This is a genomic window from Ruegeria sp. AF5 (genome assembly GCF_056541905.1).
Genome location: NZ_JBQFYZ010000005.1, coordinates 123845 through 139342, shown reverse-complemented (window position 1 = coordinate 139342; position 15498 = coordinate 123845). Strand labels below are relative to the sequence as shown.

The following is a 15498-nucleotide window of genomic DNA, read 5'->3' as shown; positions in this document are numbered from 1 at the left end:
GCTTTTCATATACTCCGAAGCACAGGCCGGACCGTCAGGTTTGACGTAACCGGTCTTGGGCCAGGCACCAACGACCAGTCCGGGTCTGGCCGCCCCGTCGGAGACTCCCCCTACAGTTTCCGGCGGGGTCACTGCCGACGACACCGGATGCAGTGCCAATAATCAGGATTCGAGGTCCTTCAACTCGTTCAGCAGATCCAGCAGTAACTCATGCTTGTCCGGTCCAAGCTGAGATCGAATACGTTCCGCCTGTGCCGTGCTTGCAGCCAGATTGGCACGAATGATCTGAACCCCTTTTGTGCTGATCTCAACAACCTGACGCCGTCGGTCTGCCGGATGGCTGCGCCGCGTGATCAGTCCGCGGGTCTCCAGCTTTTGCAGAATGCGCGTCAGGCTTGGCAGCAACAGGCAGGCGCGATCGGCGATGTGGGTCGGCTCTTGCGGGCCTTCTTCATTCAACACCCGCAACACCCGCCACTGCTGTTCCGTGACACCAGCGTCAGCCAGCATTGCTCGAATGGGTCCCATAACCTTTTCCCGCGCCCGCAAAAGCGCAATGGGCAAAGATCGCGACGTCAGAGGGAGATCGTCGGTCATAAGAAAATTATCACCGAAATCCGGGATATAAGCAAGCAACCCGACACGCAGCAGCAGCGCCCACTCCCGTATACGCACGTTATGCGGGCCGATTTCAGGCTGGACAATTAGGAACGACCGTTGATGATGCGACCGAGGTCCATTTCATGTCCTTCTCACCTGCTCCGGCTCAAATATGAGGTTTCAGCATGTCAGCCCCAAAGAATATGTTCAAACAGGCTCTCATAAAGGGCGAACAGCAGATTGGTTGCTGGATGAGCTTTGCTGAATCCGTCACCGCCGAGATCATGGGAACCGCGGGTTTCGATTGGCTGGTGATCGATGGTGAACATGCGCCAAATGAGATCCGCTCGATCCGGGATCAACTGACAGCTTTGGCCGGTAGCGCATCTCATCCCGTTGTTCGGGTCCCTGTTGGAGAGACCTGGCTGATCAAGATGGTTCTGGATGCTGGTGCCCAAACAGTACTGGTTCCGATTGTCGAAAGCGCCGCGCAGGCGCAGGATCTGGTCCGTGCCTGCCGCTATCCACCGGACGGGGTGCGGGGTGTTGGCGCAGCGGCATCGCGCGCCACGATGTATGGGTCGACAAGCGACTATATCCAGACCGCAGATCAGGAAATCTGCCTGTTGTTGCAGGTGGAAACCCGCGCCGGAGTGGCCGCGTTGGATGACATTCTTCAAGTCGAAGGTGTGGATGGCGTTTTCATTGGCCCCGCTGATCTGTCAACCGACATGGGGTACAAGGGCAACAGCACCGCACCCGAGGTGCGTGCGGTCATCGCGGACGCCCTGGCCCGGATCAAGGCCGCAGGCAAAGCGCCGGGCATCCTTGCCACCAATGACGAAGCGCGTCAGGCCTATCTGGACATGGGCGCCCAATTTCTGGCGGTCGGCATTGATGTGATGCTGCTGGCACAGGCCGCACGCGCGCTGGCCGCGCAGTGGAAACCTTCTTAGACACTCAAGAGCGCATGGCCGCAGCGGCCTGCGCATAGCCGCCCGAGGCTCCATCAACAAAATGCACATGGTCATCCCGGGTGGCCGAGGGGACGATACATGTCATCATCGCCTCGTCCTGTGCGTGCAAACCGTATCTGATTTTCCCACGGCGACGCGCCTCTTCAAGCAGGTGTTCGATTTGGCGCAATGTGTCCGGATCGCAGTCGAGCGTCATTTTCAGCCCGTCATCAAACTTTCGGTAATCGGCATTACTACTGACCATATGTCTGTAATGGTCCGGCTCAAAGCGTCCCATCCGCAGGCCAGTTTTGAACAATACCGCGATCAACAGGTTTTGAACCAGCAGAACGAGCTTGTGCAAAATCACATGACGCCCGTTGCGCGACACATGTGCGTCGATGTCAAGGCCGGGTGGAGGCCATGTCATGGGCGGACCCTTTTCCGACACCGGATGGCCAGCACGCTCAAGCGCTTCCGACGCGGACAAGACGGATTGCGCAAGATCGGCAAAGTCCCGTTCGGTTGCTGACGGTGTGGGCTGTACGACCAGTGAAACGATCTGACCGTGACGGGCCGGGCTGTTGGACCACCTGCAAGAAAGGCCTGTCAGATCCGGCTGCGCACCTGGCCCTGCGGGTGTGACCATATTTTGCCCGGCTTTCATCCCGGCCTCGGCCCAGGCCAGACCGCCGCCGGAAAACATGGCGTAATCCACTCCGGCAGAGGGTGCATAGCGCGCAACACGCAGATCCTTACCCGCTTTGCGAATATCAGCCACCGACACCAGCGCCGCCCGTAATGGCATGGAGAACTCTTCATCCGCCCAGCGCCGCAAATCCGCCAGCGTAGTCCGGGCGGTTTCAGCTTTTCCGGGTGGAACAGCAAACCCAGCCCCATCGCCGCCAAAGACGTATGGAAACAGCGCGCCGTCCATTGCATTGATCATGGCCGAAATTACCGCAGCGCCCACAGTATTGACGGTCTTGTACCGGCCCCGCGCGATTTCGCCTGTTGAATCGACAATGTCAGCAACACCCAGAACCCAATCATCGGGCAGTTTTGAAAACTGTGCGGGGTCTGCCAGGCGGGTAAAATCGCGCTGCAAGGGAAGGTTTTCGTAAAATGTGAACTGGAGGTCTTTCATGCTCCCCCTCGGAATCAATGTTTTGACAAAGATAGCCGGAAGGCGAGCCATGTCCTGACTTTGAAACATAATACACAGGCTTGTGCGTTGCATCACGGCGTGCCAAGCATTTTCCTCGGACGAGCAGGAAAGGGCTGAAGATGCAGGCAGGTTTGGTGGTTTTATGCCTGGGCTATGTGCTCAGCCAATTTTTCCGCGCTTTCCTTGCGGTTCTCAGCCTGGATCTGGAACGTGATATCAGTGCCATGCCCGAAGATTTGGCCTTTGCTTCCGGTCTTTGGTTTATTGTATTCGCCGTCATGCAGATCCCGGTCGGATGGGCGCTGGACAGGATTGGTCCCCGCCTCACGTCCGCCGCGCTGCTTCTGGTGGGCGGGGCAGGTGGAGCGGCGGTTTTTGCAGCCGCAACAACGCCCCTGCACATCAGCATAGCCATGGGCCTGATCGGTGTCGGGTGCTCTCCGGTCCTAATGGCCTCCTACTATATCTTTGCGCGTGAATACCCCCCGGCGCGGTTTGCCACATTGGCCGCCGTGATGTTGGGCGCAGGGTCCGTTGGAAATCTGGTGGCTTCTTATCCAACCGCGCTTGCCGTGGAATGGATGGGGTGGCGCGCAACGATGGTCGGGCTGGCCACAGTGTCCGCCGCAATCGCATTGGGCCTGTGGCTGACTGTTCACGACCCGGCGAAGGTCGAAACAGAACACAAGGGATCCCTGCTGGATCTGCTGAAGGAGCCTGCCCTGTGGCTGATCCTGCCCCTGATGCTGGTTGCTTACGCCCCCTCTGCTGCGCTGCGAGGGCTTTGGGCCGGGCCTTACCTGAACGATGTCTTTGGCTTAAGTGCCACTCAGATCGGCACTGCAACGCTGATCATGGGTGCGGCTATGATTGCGGGCACTTTTGTCTACGGACCGCTGGACCGCGTTTTTGGTACCCGGAAATGGGTGGTTTTCGCTGGCAACGCACTGGGCGCAGCTGCGTTGGGCTTGCTCTGCTTGTGGATCGAGGATGCAACATGGCTGTCTGTCCTGCTGATGGCCGTAATCGGCTTTACCGGTGCCAGCTTTCCGGTCATCATGGCCCATGGTCGGGCCTTTGTGCCTCCGCATCTGGTGGGGCGTGGTGTGACATTGCTGAATCTTTTCGGCATCGGCGGCGTTGGCATTGCTCAATTCGTCACCGGACGTATTCACGCAGCCACCGTGCAAGACGGATCAACGGCACCCTACACCGCAATATTCGGGTTTTTTGCGGTCACCCTTGCCATTGGTTGCGTGATCTATCTATTCAGCCGGGATAGTGTGGATTGACGCAGCCATCAGGAGAGCCTGTTGAAAGACCCCATTGTCATAGCCCCAAATCTAAAACGCAGACTTTCGGGCGTAACAGCGACCATCGCACGGCTGGTTCCGCTGCAGGCGCAATGGATCGACATCGCCGCCACTGGACCGGGTCTGCCCGCCGACACGCCGCACATCCCGCTGGGTCGACTGCCTTTCCTGTCGCGTCGTAAAAGGCGGGTCTGGCACGCACGCCGCAACACCGAGATGTTGCTGGGGCTCATCCTGCGCGATGTGTTCCGGTTAAAGCTCAAAATGCTGTTCACAAGCGCGTCCCAAAGGCCGCACACAGGCTATACCAAATGGCTGATCGGAAAGATGGATGCGGTCGTTGCAACCTCGCGCAAAACCGCAGGGTATCTTGAGCGAGACTCGCAGGTGGTGATGCATGGCATCAACCTGGAGGACTTCGTTCCGCCTTCAGACAAGGTCACCGTCCGTGCTCGGCTGGGGCTGCCGGATGGGGTACTGTTAGGGTGTTACGGCCGTATTCGACACCAAAAAGGCACGGATGCCTTTGTCGACGCCATGATTGACGTGTGCGGGCGGTTCGACACAGTGTCAGGCATCGTCATGGGCCGGGCAACCGAGAAACACACCGCTTTTCTGGCCGAACTGAAGGATAAAGTCACCAAAGCTGGCTTGTCTGATCGCATCCTTTTCAAGCCCGAGGTGGCGGTAGATCAGATTGCTGAATGGTATCAGGCCCTGGACCTGTTTGTTGCGCCACAAAGGTGGGAGGGATTTGGTTTGACCCCTCTTGAAGCAATGGCCTGCGCTGTTCCGGTTGTAGCCACAGATGTCGGTGCGTTCTCCGAGATCATAACTGATCCATCCTTTGGCAAGGTGGTGGCCCCCGATGATGTTCCCGCCTTGGTCGAGGCGATTGCCCAGATGTTGAAATGCAATGATTCCCTGTCACAAGCGGGTCAGGCATCCCGCACCCATGTCGAGCAGAATTTTGACATTCAGGGCGAAGCAAAGACGCTGGTTGCGCTATATGAACGACTTTTGAACGATTGAACCGCTTGAATTCAGCATCAGTCGTTGAAAACCCCGCTGATAGCCCTTTTTTCTTCGCCGCAACGCGGCTATGAACGCGCGTCCTTAACTTTGGAGACATGAAATGGGCTATCGCGTCGTAGTCGTCGGCGCCACGGGCAACGTGGGCCGCGAAATGCTGAACATTCTGGCTGAACGCCAGTTCCCGGTTGATGAACTTGCCGCCCTGGCAAGCCGTCGCTCGCTGGGTACCGAAGTAAGCTTTGGCGACAAGACCCTTACGACCAAAGATCTGGACACGTTCGATTTCACCGGCTGGGACATGGCGCTGTTTGCCGTGGGTTCCGAGGCGACCAAAGTCTACGCTCCAAAGGCGGCGGCCGCGGGTTGCGTGGTGATCGATAACTCGTCGCTCTATCGCTATGACCCGGAGATTCCGCTGATCGTGCCGGAATGTAACCCGCAGGCGATCCACGACTACAAGAACAAGAACATCATCGCCAACCCCAACTGCTCGACAGCGCAGATGGTTGTCGCACTGAAGCCGCTGCATGACCGCGCCAAGATCAAGCGCGTTGTTGTGTCGACCTATCAGTCAGTTTCGGGTGCCGGCAAAGAGGGCATGGATGAGCTTTGGGATCAAACCAAGGCCGTCTACAACCCAACCACCGAAGTCGCTCCGAAGAAGTTCCAGAAACAGATCGCCTTCAACGTCATTCCGCAGATCGACGTCTTCATGGAAGACGGCTCGACCAAGGAAGAGTGGAAGATGGTTGTCGAGACCAAGAAGATCGTCGATCCGTCGATCAAGGTCACCGCAACCTGCGTCCGCGTTCCGGTCTTCGTCGGCCATTCCGAGGCCGTGAATATCGAGTTCGAGGAATTTCTGGACGAAGACGAAGCCCGCGATATCCTGCGCGAAGCGCCGGGCATCATGGTGATCGACAAGCGCGAAGCCGGTGGCTACGTCTCGCCCATCGAGTGCGCAGGCGACTTTGCCACATTCATCAGCCGCATCCGCCAGGATTCGACCATCGAAAACGGTCTGAACCTGTGGTGCGTCAGCGACAACCTGCGCAAGGGTGCCGCCCTGAACGCGGTTCAGATCGCCGAACTGCTGGGCCGTGAGGTCCTGAAAAAGGGCTGAGGGCTTTCAAAGCTGAAAACCCCTAAGGGTCGCCCTTTGCAGGCGGCCCTTTTTTGTGCTTGCAGTCGACCATCCGGGCTGCAACCCTTGCGGGAAGATAACCCCCGATTTCCGCGAGTGATTATGAGACCCCTGATTTACCTTCTGGCCCTTGCGCCCACTGTCCTGAATGCTGAAACATTTTTGATCGACACCAAAGTCAGTGAGGTCACGGTTTACCCCAGAGGAGCCGACATTATCCGCACAGGGGCCTACGAAATTCCTGCTGGCAACCATCGTTTGATCTTGCAGGGCATTCCCGCACGTGACGAAGATCAGTTGTTTTCAATTCAGGTTCTGGCCGAAGGTCTGACACAAACCGCGTTGCTGCGGCGCTTTGAAAGCCTTCCGATACAGGACCGCAAAAGCGAAGCTGTAATGCAGGCTGAGGATCGGATCGAAGCTATCGAAGATCAGATCACTGCTGTCACTGACAAGGCAAAAGCCACCCGTCTACGCGCCGAGGCTGCACGCCAATCCTTATTGTTTCTTGGTCAATTGGGACAGAATGAAGGTCTGCCTGCCGACCCAAACACGCTGCGTGAGATCACCCGCATGATCGCCGAGGAATCTCTGCGCGCCGAGCAAGAAGCCCAATCGGCGGAAATCGAAGCCCGGGGTGTCGAGCGGCAACTGGAACAGCTGGAAGAAGATTTGTTGATTGCTCAGGCTGATCTGGCAGCACTGATCCCCGAAGCTGATGACCATGTATTCGTTGCCGTCGACGTGACCGCCGACACAGCAACAAGTGGCGCTCTGACCGTGTCTTACATCGACTCCTATGCCGCAGAATGGTCTCCGGGATACGAGTTTCATTTGGCAACCGGCGACGCGCCCACAGTTCGGATCGACCGCAACATCCTGATCACGCAGGACACCGGTGAAAACTGGCGCGATGTTACGATGCATGTTTCGACCATTGCCCCCACAGGGCAGAACGCTGCATCATGGCTGCCTTCAGTACGACATTGGATACGCGAAACACCGCCGCCGCAACCAGAACAGGGAAATTTCGGGAAATTGGCAGAAGCGGTTGTCGAGGCACCTGTTATAGTGGAAGAGACATCCATAGGCACGATGTTGACCTCGTCAGTAGAAGGCACCGGTATCACATACACTTTGCCAAATCTCATCTCGGTTTCCACTAGTTATGAGATTACCGAGGTCGCATTGGACTCAATCACCCAATCTGCCGAGGTTTTTGCGCTTGGCGTGCCCTGGCGCGATGACACAGCGTATCGGACCGCGCGGTTCACAAACCCAATGGATCAGAGGCTTCTAGAGTCGGCTGCCGCACGGTGGTTTGTAGACGATATTCTTGTTGCTGCCGGAGGGTCGCAGGAAATTGGCCCTCGGGAAGAAATCGAGATGGGATTTGGTCCCATCCATGGTCTGACACTTTCGCGACAGATCCTGAACCGCAGCAGCGGTGACACCGGGATCATTTCGCGGTCCAATCAACGGATCGAACAGGCTGAAATCAGCATTGAAAACCTGACGGGCCAAACCTGGCCGCTGCGCCTTTTGGACCGGGTTCCATATTCCGAGCAGGACGATCTGGAAATCACGTGGAACGCCAATCCGCGCCCAAATGAAGAAAATGTGGACAACCAACGCGGAATTCTAGCTTGGGAAATGGATATTGCCCCCGATCAAAAGGCAAACATCACCTTGAACCTTGAACTGAACTGGCCAGAGGGGATGGACCTGAGGTAGCTTCCAAAGACGCTCGGATTTTGCCGTCTATTTCATCAGCCGCACCCATCAAGGCACCGACCGGACCCCAAGCATCGGCAGAGCGCTGACGGCAATCCAAATTACCGATCTGTTGACAAATTCAGGCGTGCTTGCCAGCTAATCACCGACCTGAACGTGACGGATGGGACAATACAGACAACAGGTGGTGCCCTGCACAGGGCATCAGGGGCAGAGCATGGGAAACTCGACCAAACGCAGAATTGGAAGATACCTGATCATGGGATGTACAGGCATTCTGGTTGGGCTTATCCTCATCGGGTTTACCGGGCAATTCCTGGCAGTCGGAGATTCCTTTGCGCTTTTCCGCCCGCAAGCTGGCGTTTTGCTTTTGCCGTGTGCCGCGATCCTGCTGTATATGCGCGCCAGATACCTTGCTTTGGTGACCCTGGCCTTTGCCGCCGTTGCTGTGGGATCAATCGCAACCAGTTTCGCCGCCCCGCCCAAGGACTGCGACGGTCCGTGTCTGACCCTGTATCAAAAGAACCTCATGAGCCGGGCGTGGCCCCGGTATTCGCTGGCCGACGACATCATTGCATCCGATGCTCAGATCGTGACGTTGCAGGAAGTCTCAAGTCACAACCGCGAATACATGAGCAACCTGTTCGAGCATTACCCCGAAAAGGTGATCTGTGAGTTTCGTCCCGAACAAAACGTTGCCATCCTGACAACTTTGCCGATTGTCGAAGGGTCCGGGTTTTGCCTGAAAGGTCATGGTCTTGTCGGAATACAAGTCGAAGCCCCGGACGGGTCTTTGGTCTGGATCGTATCGATCCACCTGAACTGGCCTTTTCCTTATGACCAATCAACCCAAAGCCGGATCATTGCGGAACGCATTGCGGATCTGGATGGCCCGGTTCTGATAGCCGGGGATTTCAACATGGTTCCTTGGGGTGCAAGCGTCCGGCGGATAGCGGCGGCAGCAGACAACCAGAGTTTTGGGGCCGTCCTGAACACTCATGATCTTGGCAGCTGGCACCTACCGTTGCCAATCGACAACCTTTTGCTCCCGAAGGGAACAACCGGAACAGTCGAACTGCGCCCGTTCATGGGATCCGACCATTTCGGCAAATTCGCGCGGTTTCGTTTGGATTGATCCGCGAGGCCCCCGCTGCCTTGGTGGACATACCAGAACGTATGTCGCGATCCCAAGAAGGGTCTAGGTGTTATTTTCGATCAGCACTTTCAGATTATTCAACCCCCGCTCGTAATCGCCGCCAACCCATTTATCCATCATCACCCCCATCCAGCGGGACATGGGGTTGAGCCCCAGATCGGATTCGAACCCCCAAGTCACATTGGTTGAGTCACCATCGGGTTTCAGAGTGAACGAAGCCGACGCCGTGCCCATCTGCCCAAAGTCCAGATCTGTTTTGACCAGTTGATTTTCCACGCTTTCGACGATTTCCTGCGACCCCGTACCGACCTGTGCGTGATCCGAGCTCCAGTTCAACTTGTTACCGACACCTTCCTCGGGGCCACTGTAGCTTAGTTTCGTCTCCGGATCGCGTGACAGCCAGGGTGACCATTTCTCGGTCGCTTGCATGGAATTCACAAACGGAAAGATCACTGCAGCCGGGGCGTCGATGGTGATGCTGCGGGACACTTCCGCCTTGCCGGGCAACACGTATGAGACGGCGACGAACAGAAAAACAAGAAGGCACAGCCCTGCGAGAATTCGTTTAAGTATCTTCATAGCAAGCTCCAAAATCAAACGTCATGTGTGGAGCATACGAAAAAACGGCCCGGAATCAGAGCCGTATTCCGCATCATTTTTTCACTATGAACTGTCGTCAGACCGGAACGAATTTCTTCTGTATGGGGTCGAAACTCTCTAACCCGCCAGCGCCGATATCGGTCCACAACCCGTGCAGGCTCAGGGTGCCCTGTTCGACCGCTGACGAGATGAACGGGAACGTCATCAGGTTTTCAAGCGACGCAACAACCGACTGGCGTTCCAGCTGCCGGGCTTGTTCGAGGCTGTCTTCGATATCAGCGACAAGTTCGAATTTTGGTTTCAGAATGTCCATCCAGCGACCGACAAAGCTTTCTTTTGCGTCCAGTTGCGGCGCCTGACCCTTGCACATGTCGATACAGCCCTGAACACCACCGCATTGCGAATGGCCAAGAACCATCAGATGCGCAACCTTGAGAGAAGTGACGGCATACTCGATTGCTGCGCTGGTACCGTGATGATCACCGTCCGGCGCATAGGGTGGCACCAGATTGGCGATATTGCGGTGGATAAAGAAATCGCCCTGATCGGCACCGAACATCGAGGTCACATGGACCCGGCTGTCGCAGCAGGAAATCACCATCGCCCGGGGCCGCTGCCCTTCATCTGCCAGCCGCTTGAACCAGACCTGGTTTTCCGAATATGTGGTCGCTTTCCAGCCGTGATACCGCGTGACCAGATAGCTCGGCAAAGGTTTGGCAAATTCCATTACGGTGTCCCCGTTCTTGTCGCTGACCGATCCTCTAAACTGAATTCTAGGAAAATTCGAGTAATTATCCGGTTTCTCTGCAAGGTTTTGCAAAGGAATTTGCCACCAGTATCAAACCTGCGCCGTGGGGGCGTCAGAATTAGGGTGAATGTGGTGGAAAAAATTATCACGCTTGAACACAAGGAATCCGTCCGTCTGGATTCGGACCAGCTAAGTGGCCTTTACCGTCAACTGGGCGACAAGAACGCGCTGGATGTGCTGTGTCGCACCATCGAAGAACTGGCAGTGCGCCTGTCGAACTGCGAACGCTTTTGGCGTCAGCGCGAGTGGGCCGACCTGCGCAAATGCGCAAGGTCGCTGGTCGCGATTTCCGAACAGGTCGGGATGACGGTTCTGGCCAGGGTTGCAGGTGACGTAGCGCAGGCCGTCGATGCCGGTGACGCGGTAGCAGCGGGCGCGACGCTGGGACGTCTGATCCGCGTTGGTGAGCGGTCGTTGACAGCCGTCTGGGACCAACAGGACCTTTCCGTCTGACAGGGGTTGCGGGCAGATTATGCGCGGCTAGTCTGTGCACAGAAACAATCTGCCGAGGCGCCCATGACTCTGTCCTTCGCCCCATCCTCTGACCCTTCCGTACCGCTTCATGTGATCGCGCAGCCGGAATTGGACGGCTGGCTTCTGGATCAGCCTGAGCGCGTGCAGTCCTGGGTCGCAGCAAACGGGTTTTCCGGCGCTCTGGGGCAGGCCCTGCTTGTGCCGGCAACGAACGGCGCAATTGAATTCGCGTTGGCTGGTTACGGAACCGAAGAAAAACGTGTGCGCAAACGGTTTCCCCTCGCGGCAGCGGCTTTGGCGCTGCCGGAAGGCACCTACGGCATTGCTTCGGGCATTCCTGCGGATCTGTTGGAGATAGAGTGTCTTGGCTGGCTGATGACTGGCTATGTCTTCGATCGATACGCGTCCCAGACCGGAGGGTCAGCGGCATTGATTGCGCCTGATGGCATCAACGCCACCCGTATTGAAGCCATGGCAAATGCCGAGGCTCTGACGCGCGATCTGGTCAACACGCCCACTTCGGACATGGGACCGGATCAGTTGCAGCAAACGGTCGAGGTTCTGGCGGATGAATTCGGCGCGTCTTGCAAGGTGATCACCGGCCAAGCGCTGCTGGACCAGAACTTTCCCATGATTCACACGGTAGGGCGGGCCGCGGTACAGGCCCCCCGGCTGATCGAACTGAACTGGGGCACCAGTGGCCCCAGACTGACACTGGTGGGCAAAGGTGTATGTTTCGATACCGGCGGGCTGAATTTGAAACCGGGCGCTTCCATGGGCCTGATGAAAAAAGACATGGGTGGCGCGGCCAATGTGTTGGGACTGGCCCGGATGATCATGGCGCTGGACCTTCCGCTGCAACTGCGGGTTCTGATCCCGGCCGTTGAAAACGCGGTATCAGGCAATGCCTTCCGCCCCGGTGATATCCTGACCTCACGCAAGGGTCTGACCGTTGAAATCAACAACACCGACGCCGAAGGGCGTCTGGTTCTGGCTGATGCGCTGACTTTGGCGGATGAAGGGAATCCCGATCTGGTGATCTCGATGGCAACGCTGACCGGTGCGGCGCGCGTGGCCGTGGGCCCTGATCTGGCACCGTTTTACACCGACGACGAAAGCTGCGCCGTGGCCTTGACACAAGCGGCCAAAACGTCTGCTGATCCGGTCTGGAGAATGCCCTTTCACACACCCTACGAGGCGATGATCGAACCCGGCATTGCCGATCTGGACAATGCCCCCTCGGGCGGGTTTGCCGGGTCTATCACCGCCGCGCTGTTTCTGCGCCGGTTCGTAGGGTCCAGTCGCTATATCCATTTTGACATCTACGCGTGGCAACCCAGCAATGAACCCGGCCGCACAAAAGGCGGTCTGGGTCAGGGAACACGCGCAGTGCTGTCGGCCTTACCGGAGGTATTGGGGTTATGACGGATCACAGATTGCTCCCCTTCAACGGACGAGTAGCGCATTCATCGTTGAAAGGTCATATCGACGCTGACGATTTCACGGATGGTGAAACATATCGTATCCAATCGGTTGTGCGGGACGTTCTGGACAAACCCAATGGTAGCCGGCGGTGCCAAATGGTGTGTGGAGAAGTATTCATCATCTTGGAACGGACGCAGAACCACCTGTTCGGGTTTCGCGAAAAAGATGGCTATGTTGGATGGGTGCGACAGGAAATAGCGGTTCGGCCGCTTCAGCCAACGCATCGAGTTTCCGTGCCAAGGGCCGTTTCGTTGAAACACCCCGATGTGACTAAAAACGTGAATGAGCGGATACTGCCTTTTGGCGCTGGTGTTGAATACTGGCCGCGCCGCGATTCTGAACGCGAAAAAGCCATTCGTTCGACCGGGTGGGTTTGCGTGAAAGAAGAGGGCCACATTCCAACGCCGCGATACATTCGCGAAACACAGCTGGTCGAAAAAGACTGGGTGGGTTCTGATCCTGCAGCCATAGCAGAACAGTTTCTTACCACCCCTTACATCTACGGTGGCGATACCGGGCTTGGACTTGACTGTTCGGGCCTGATTCAAATCGCTTTTCATTCTTGCGGATTACCCTGCCCTCGCGATAGCGACATGCAAGCAGAGTTCTTCAAGCCAATCTCAAGCCCCGAGCTTCGCCGTGGTGATCTGGTGTTTTGGAAAGGTCACGTAGGCATGATGCTGGATCAGGACACGCTTCTGCATGCAAACGCACATCACATGGCTGTTGCCAAAGAACCTTTGGAAGACGCTATTTCTCGTATCGGCCGAAAAGAGTTCGGGGCTGTAACAGGATATGGGCGACATCCTGCGTCTTAGGCTCTAATCCGGGTTTACGGCCCGGATGAGCTTGCGTTCCAGCACCCGCAGGACGGCTCGCAGATCGTGGCCGCGTTTCAGGATGCGGCCATCCATACCGATGACAGAGTACATCCCCTGCCGGGATTTCAGGCGCGGGTGCTTTTCGACGCGGTAGATCGGGTGCTCAGCAGTGCGCCGGAAGATCGAGAACACCGCCATGTCGCGCAGGTTTGAGATACCATAGTCCCGCCACTCTCCGGCGGCGACCATCCGTCCATAAACGGACAGGATTTGCGACATCTCGTGCCGGTCAAAGGCCACGGGCATCTGCGCTGCGCTTGCCGAAAACCGGTTGGGAGGCTGCATGTTCATACCGCCAGCCTTGCCGGAAATTATGTTTGAATCAAGCCTGATGCGCGGTTGTCCGGCATTTACAACACAAGTGTTACCGCCGACCAACCTGACGGCAGATCAGGATTACCGGCAGCAGGCCGACTGCCAGAATGACCAGTGAGGGCACGGCGGCACCCTCAAGCCTCTCATCCGAGGCAAGCCTGTATGCCTGTACGGCCAGTGTGTCGAAGTTGAACGGGCGCATGATCAGGGTGGCAGGCAATTCCTTCATTACGTCCACAAAGACGATCAACAGCGCAGTCAGCAGCGACGGTGTCAGAATGGGCAGGTGAACGCGCCGCAATGTTCCCAGCGGTGTTTGCCCCAACGACCGGGCCGCGGCATCCATATTGGCATGAACCGTGCTTTGCCCCCCTTCATATGCGCTGAGCGCGGCAGCAAGGAATCGCACCATGTAAGCGGCAACCAGCAACCAAATCGAGCCTGTAACCAACAACCCAGTCGATACATCGAAGGTCTGCCGCATCCAGGCATCCAGCGCGTTGTCAAAGCTGGCGAAAGGTACAATCAAGCCGACTGCGATGACGCCACCGGGCACGGCATATCCCAGCCGCGCCATGTAGGCCGTCGCAGACGACGCGCGCCCGGGTCTCAGACGTTGAAAGAACCCGACACAGATCGCCGCAAAGACAGTGACGACCGCGGCCGTGCCGGCAAGGGTCAGCGAGTTCTGGATGAAACCGATATAGCGCCGCGACAGCAGGTTCTGTTCCGATTCCAAACCCATCTCGACCAGTATGATAACGGGCAGCAGAAACCCGAAGATAACGGGTATCGTACATAACAAGAATGCCGCGACGGCGCGAAGACCGGTCAGATCTTCCGCCGGTTGGGCAGCATGTTTCTTTCCTGCCTGATAGTATTTTGCCTTACCGCGTTGGGTGCGCTCGGCCACAGCCATGATCAGTGCAAAGACAAGCAGGCACCACGCCAGCTGCGCCGCCGCCGCTCGGTCGGCCATGGAAAACCAGCTGGTGTAGATCCCGGTCGCAAAGGTCTGCACACCGAAATACGACACGGTTCCGAAATCGGCGATGGTTTCCATGATGGCCAGAAGCACGCCACCGGCGATTGCCGGGCGCGCCATCGGCAGCGAGACGCGCCGAAACGCCAGCCATGGGTTGTTGCCCAGCGCCCGCGCCGCCAGAAACGCCGTAGCACTTTGTTGCAGGAACGCAGCCCGTGCCAGCAGGTAGACATAGGGGTAAAGCACCAGAATCAGCATCACCGCCGCGCCCCCGGTCGAGCGGATTTCAGGGAACCAGTAGTCGCGCGGCCCCCAGCCCGTTACATCTCGCAAGGTGCTTTGAACAATACCCGGATGATCCAGAATAAAGGTGTACGCATAGGCGAGCACATACGCCGGAAAGGCCAACGGCAAGACCAGCGCGATCTCAAGGATCCTGACACCGGGAAAGCGGGTCATCGTCACCAACCAGGCAGCGCCCGTGCCGATACTGAACGTACCCGACGCAACCAGAACCACAAGGATCAGGGTCGTCACGGTATAGCCGGGCAACACCGTGTCCATCAGGTGCGAGATCGTATCTGTTCCGCCGGTCACCGCTGCCAAGACCACGGCCACCATGGGCAGCAGGCACGCGGCAGCCACAAGATAGGCGACAGCGGCCAACAGCCGTGTGCCGCGTACACCGCGATTGCGTGATCCGTTTTCTGAATAGTCGATCTGGGCCATCATCCCGGCTTTTGATTGGCAAAGGCTTAGGGTCTGCCTTTAATCGACCAAAATGCTCGGAAACACCAGTGCGTCGGTCAACAAATCTGCGACACAAACTGCCGCAGACCTGATT

16 protein-coding genes are annotated in these 15498 nt (G+C 57.2%); 9 read left to right on the top strand and 7 right to left on the bottom strand.

Going from position 1 to position 15498, the window contains the following annotated elements:
- Positions 1-162: 162 nt before the first annotated feature.
- A complete protein-coding gene (hpaR, locus tag ACR0DS_RS10210; protein ID WP_209506956.1) occupies positions 163-597 on the bottom strand; it encodes a homoprotocatechuate degradation operon regulator HpaR in 435 nt (144 codons plus the stop codon).
- Between the two features lie 188 nt (positions 598-785).
- Here hpaR and ACR0DS_RS10205 point away from each other — a divergent pair, with 188 nt between their 5' ends.
- Entirely contained in the window at positions 786-1556 is a 771-nt protein-coding gene (locus tag ACR0DS_RS10205) for an HpcH/HpaI aldolase family protein (protein WP_480482412.1), read from the top strand.
- Between the two features lie 4 nt (positions 1557-1560).
- Here ACR0DS_RS10205 and ACR0DS_RS10200 read toward each other — a convergent pair whose 3' ends face one another.
- Positions 1561-2703, bottom strand: coding sequence for a DUF3095 domain-containing protein (locus ACR0DS_RS10200; protein ID WP_480559247.1), 1143 nt, complete (start codon positions 2701-2703; stop codon positions 1561-1563).
- Between the two features lie 140 nt (positions 2704-2843).
- On the opposite strand from ACR0DS_RS10200, the gene ACR0DS_RS10195 reads away from it, so the two are divergent.
- From ACR0DS_RS10195 to ACR0DS_RS10175, 5 genes are all read left to right on the top strand, one after another.
- Positions 2844-4016: an MFS transporter gene (locus tag ACR0DS_RS10195; RefSeq protein ID WP_480482416.1), complete on the top strand. Its 1173-nt coding sequence runs from the start codon at positions 2844-2846 to the stop codon at positions 4014-4016.
- A gap of 21 nt (positions 4017-4037) precedes the next feature.
- On the top strand, positions 4038-5069 hold the full coding sequence (locus tag ACR0DS_RS10190; RefSeq protein WP_480559245.1) for a glycosyltransferase family 4 protein: 1032 nt from the start codon (positions 4038-4040) through the stop codon (positions 5067-5069).
- Positions 5070-5172: 103 nt separating this feature from the next.
- The gene (locus tag ACR0DS_RS10185; protein ID WP_480474325.1) at positions 5173-6195 is read left to right on the top strand and encodes an aspartate-semialdehyde dehydrogenase; all 1023 of its coding nucleotides are present in this window, start codon (positions 5173-5175) and stop codon (positions 6193-6195) included.
- 123 nt (positions 6196-6318) lie between these two features.
- Positions 6319-7950 (top strand): DUF4139 domain-containing protein, encoded by a 1632-nt coding sequence (locus ACR0DS_RS10180; protein ID WP_480559244.1) that lies wholly within the window; start codon positions 6319-6321, stop codon positions 7948-7950.
- A 217-nt stretch (positions 7951-8167) separates the two neighbouring features.
- A complete protein-coding gene (locus ACR0DS_RS10175) occupies positions 8168-9085 on the top strand; it encodes an endonuclease/exonuclease/phosphatase family protein (RefSeq protein ID WP_480559242.1) in 918 nt (305 codons plus the stop codon).
- Between the two features lie 63 nt (positions 9086-9148).
- Here the strand turns inward: ACR0DS_RS10175 and ACR0DS_RS10170 are convergent, their stop codons facing one another.
- Both ACR0DS_RS10170 and ACR0DS_RS10165 read right to left on the bottom strand, forming a co-directional pair.
- A complete protein-coding gene (locus ACR0DS_RS10170) occupies positions 9149-9685 on the bottom strand; it encodes an SRPBCC family protein (protein ID WP_480506899.1) in 537 nt (178 codons plus the stop codon).
- Positions 9686-9782: 97 nt separating this feature from the next.
- Complete coding sequence (locus ACR0DS_RS10165) at positions 9783-10433, bottom strand: carbonic anhydrase (RefSeq protein ID WP_267363919.1); 651 nt, start codon at positions 10431-10433, stop codon at positions 9783-9785.
- A 144-nt stretch (positions 10434-10577) separates the two neighbouring features.
- On the opposite strand from ACR0DS_RS10165, the gene ACR0DS_RS10160 reads away from it, so the two are divergent.
- Together ACR0DS_RS10160 and ACR0DS_RS10155 are read left to right on the top strand one after the other, a co-directional pair.
- Positions 10578-10967 carry a hypothetical protein gene (locus ACR0DS_RS10160; protein WP_480476854.1) on the top strand — a complete coding sequence of 130 codons (390 nt, stop codon included), beginning with the start codon at positions 10578-10580 and terminating at the stop codon, positions 10965-10967.
- Between the two features lie 63 nt (positions 10968-11030).
- A complete protein-coding gene (locus ACR0DS_RS10155; protein ID WP_480559240.1) occupies positions 11031-12413 on the top strand; it encodes a leucyl aminopeptidase family protein in 1383 nt (460 codons plus the stop codon).
- Positions 12414-12454: 41 nt separating this feature from the next.
- Here the strand turns inward: ACR0DS_RS10155 and ACR0DS_RS10150 are convergent, their stop codons facing one another.
- Positions 12455-12697: a hypothetical protein gene (locus ACR0DS_RS10150; protein ID WP_267363923.1), complete on the bottom strand. Its 243-nt coding sequence runs from the start codon at positions 12695-12697 to the stop codon at positions 12455-12457.
- Here ACR0DS_RS10150 and ACR0DS_RS10145 point away from each other — a divergent pair.
- Positions 12596-13291 carry a C40 family peptidase gene (locus ACR0DS_RS10145; protein ID WP_480559329.1) on the top strand — a complete coding sequence of 232 codons (696 nt, stop codon included), beginning with the start codon at positions 12596-12598 and terminating at the stop codon, positions 13289-13291. The two genes, ACR0DS_RS10150 and ACR0DS_RS10145, sit on opposite strands and share 102 nt — an antisense overlap.
- A 3-nt stretch (positions 13292-13294) precedes the next feature.
- On the opposite strand, the gene ACR0DS_RS10140 is transcribed toward ACR0DS_RS10145, so the two are convergent.
- Entirely contained in the window at positions 13295-13645 is a 351-nt protein-coding gene (locus tag ACR0DS_RS10140) for a DUF2794 domain-containing protein (RefSeq protein WP_480474332.1), read from the bottom strand.
- A gap of 73 nt (positions 13646-13718) precedes the next feature.
- Positions 13719-15383, bottom strand: coding sequence for an ABC transporter permease (locus ACR0DS_RS10135; RefSeq protein ID WP_480554339.1), 1665 nt, complete (start codon positions 15381-15383; stop codon positions 13719-13721).
- Positions 15384-15498 lie beyond the last annotated feature (115 nt).

Excerpts from the sequence above, each read along its gene's own strand:
- hpaR (WP_209506956.1), bottom strand. The coding sequence starts at position 597 with ATGACCGACGATCTCCCTCTGACGTCGCGATCTTTGCCCATTGCGCTT.
- ACR0DS_RS10205 (WP_480482412.1), top strand. The coding sequence starts at position 786 with ATGTCAGCCCCAAAGAATATGTTCAAACAGGCTCTCATAAAGGGCGAA.
- ACR0DS_RS10200 (WP_480559247.1), bottom strand. The coding sequence starts at position 2,703 with ATGAAAGACCTCCAGTTCACATTTTACGAAAACCTTCCCTTGCAGCGC.
- ACR0DS_RS10195 (WP_480482416.1), top strand. The coding sequence starts at position 2,844 with ATGCAGGCAGGTTTGGTGGTTTTATGCCTGGGCTATGTGCTCAGCCAA.
- ACR0DS_RS10185 (WP_480474325.1), top strand. The coding sequence starts at position 5,173 with ATGGGCTATCGCGTCGTAGTCGTCGGCGCCACGGGCAACGTGGGCCGC.
- ACR0DS_RS10180 (WP_480559244.1), top strand. The coding sequence starts at position 6,319 with ATGAGACCCCTGATTTACCTTCTGGCCCTTGCGCCCACTGTCCTGAAT.
- ACR0DS_RS10175 (WP_480559242.1), top strand. The coding sequence starts at position 8,168 with ATGGGAAACTCGACCAAACGCAGAATTGGAAGATACCTGATCATGGGA.
- ACR0DS_RS10170 (WP_480506899.1), bottom strand. The coding sequence starts at position 9,685 with ATGAAGATACTTAAACGAATTCTCGCAGGGCTGTGCCTTCTTGTTTTT.
- ACR0DS_RS10165 (WP_267363919.1), bottom strand. The coding sequence starts at position 10,433 with ATGGAATTTGCCAAACCTTTGCCGAGCTATCTGGTCACGCGGTATCAC.
- ACR0DS_RS10155 (WP_480559240.1), top strand. The coding sequence starts at position 11,031 with ATGACTCTGTCCTTCGCCCCATCCTCTGACCCTTCCGTACCGCTTCAT.
- ACR0DS_RS10150 (WP_267363923.1), bottom strand. The coding sequence starts at position 12,697 with ATGCGTTGGCTGAAGCGGCCGAACCGCTATTTCCTGTCGCACCCATCC.
- ACR0DS_RS10140 (WP_480474332.1), bottom strand. The coding sequence starts at position 13,645 with ATGAACATGCAGCCTCCCAACCGGTTTTCGGCAAGCGCAGCGCAGATG.
- ACR0DS_RS10135 (WP_480554339.1), bottom strand. The coding sequence starts at position 15,383 with ATGGCCCAGATCGACTATTCAGAAAACGGATCACGCAATCGCGGTGTA.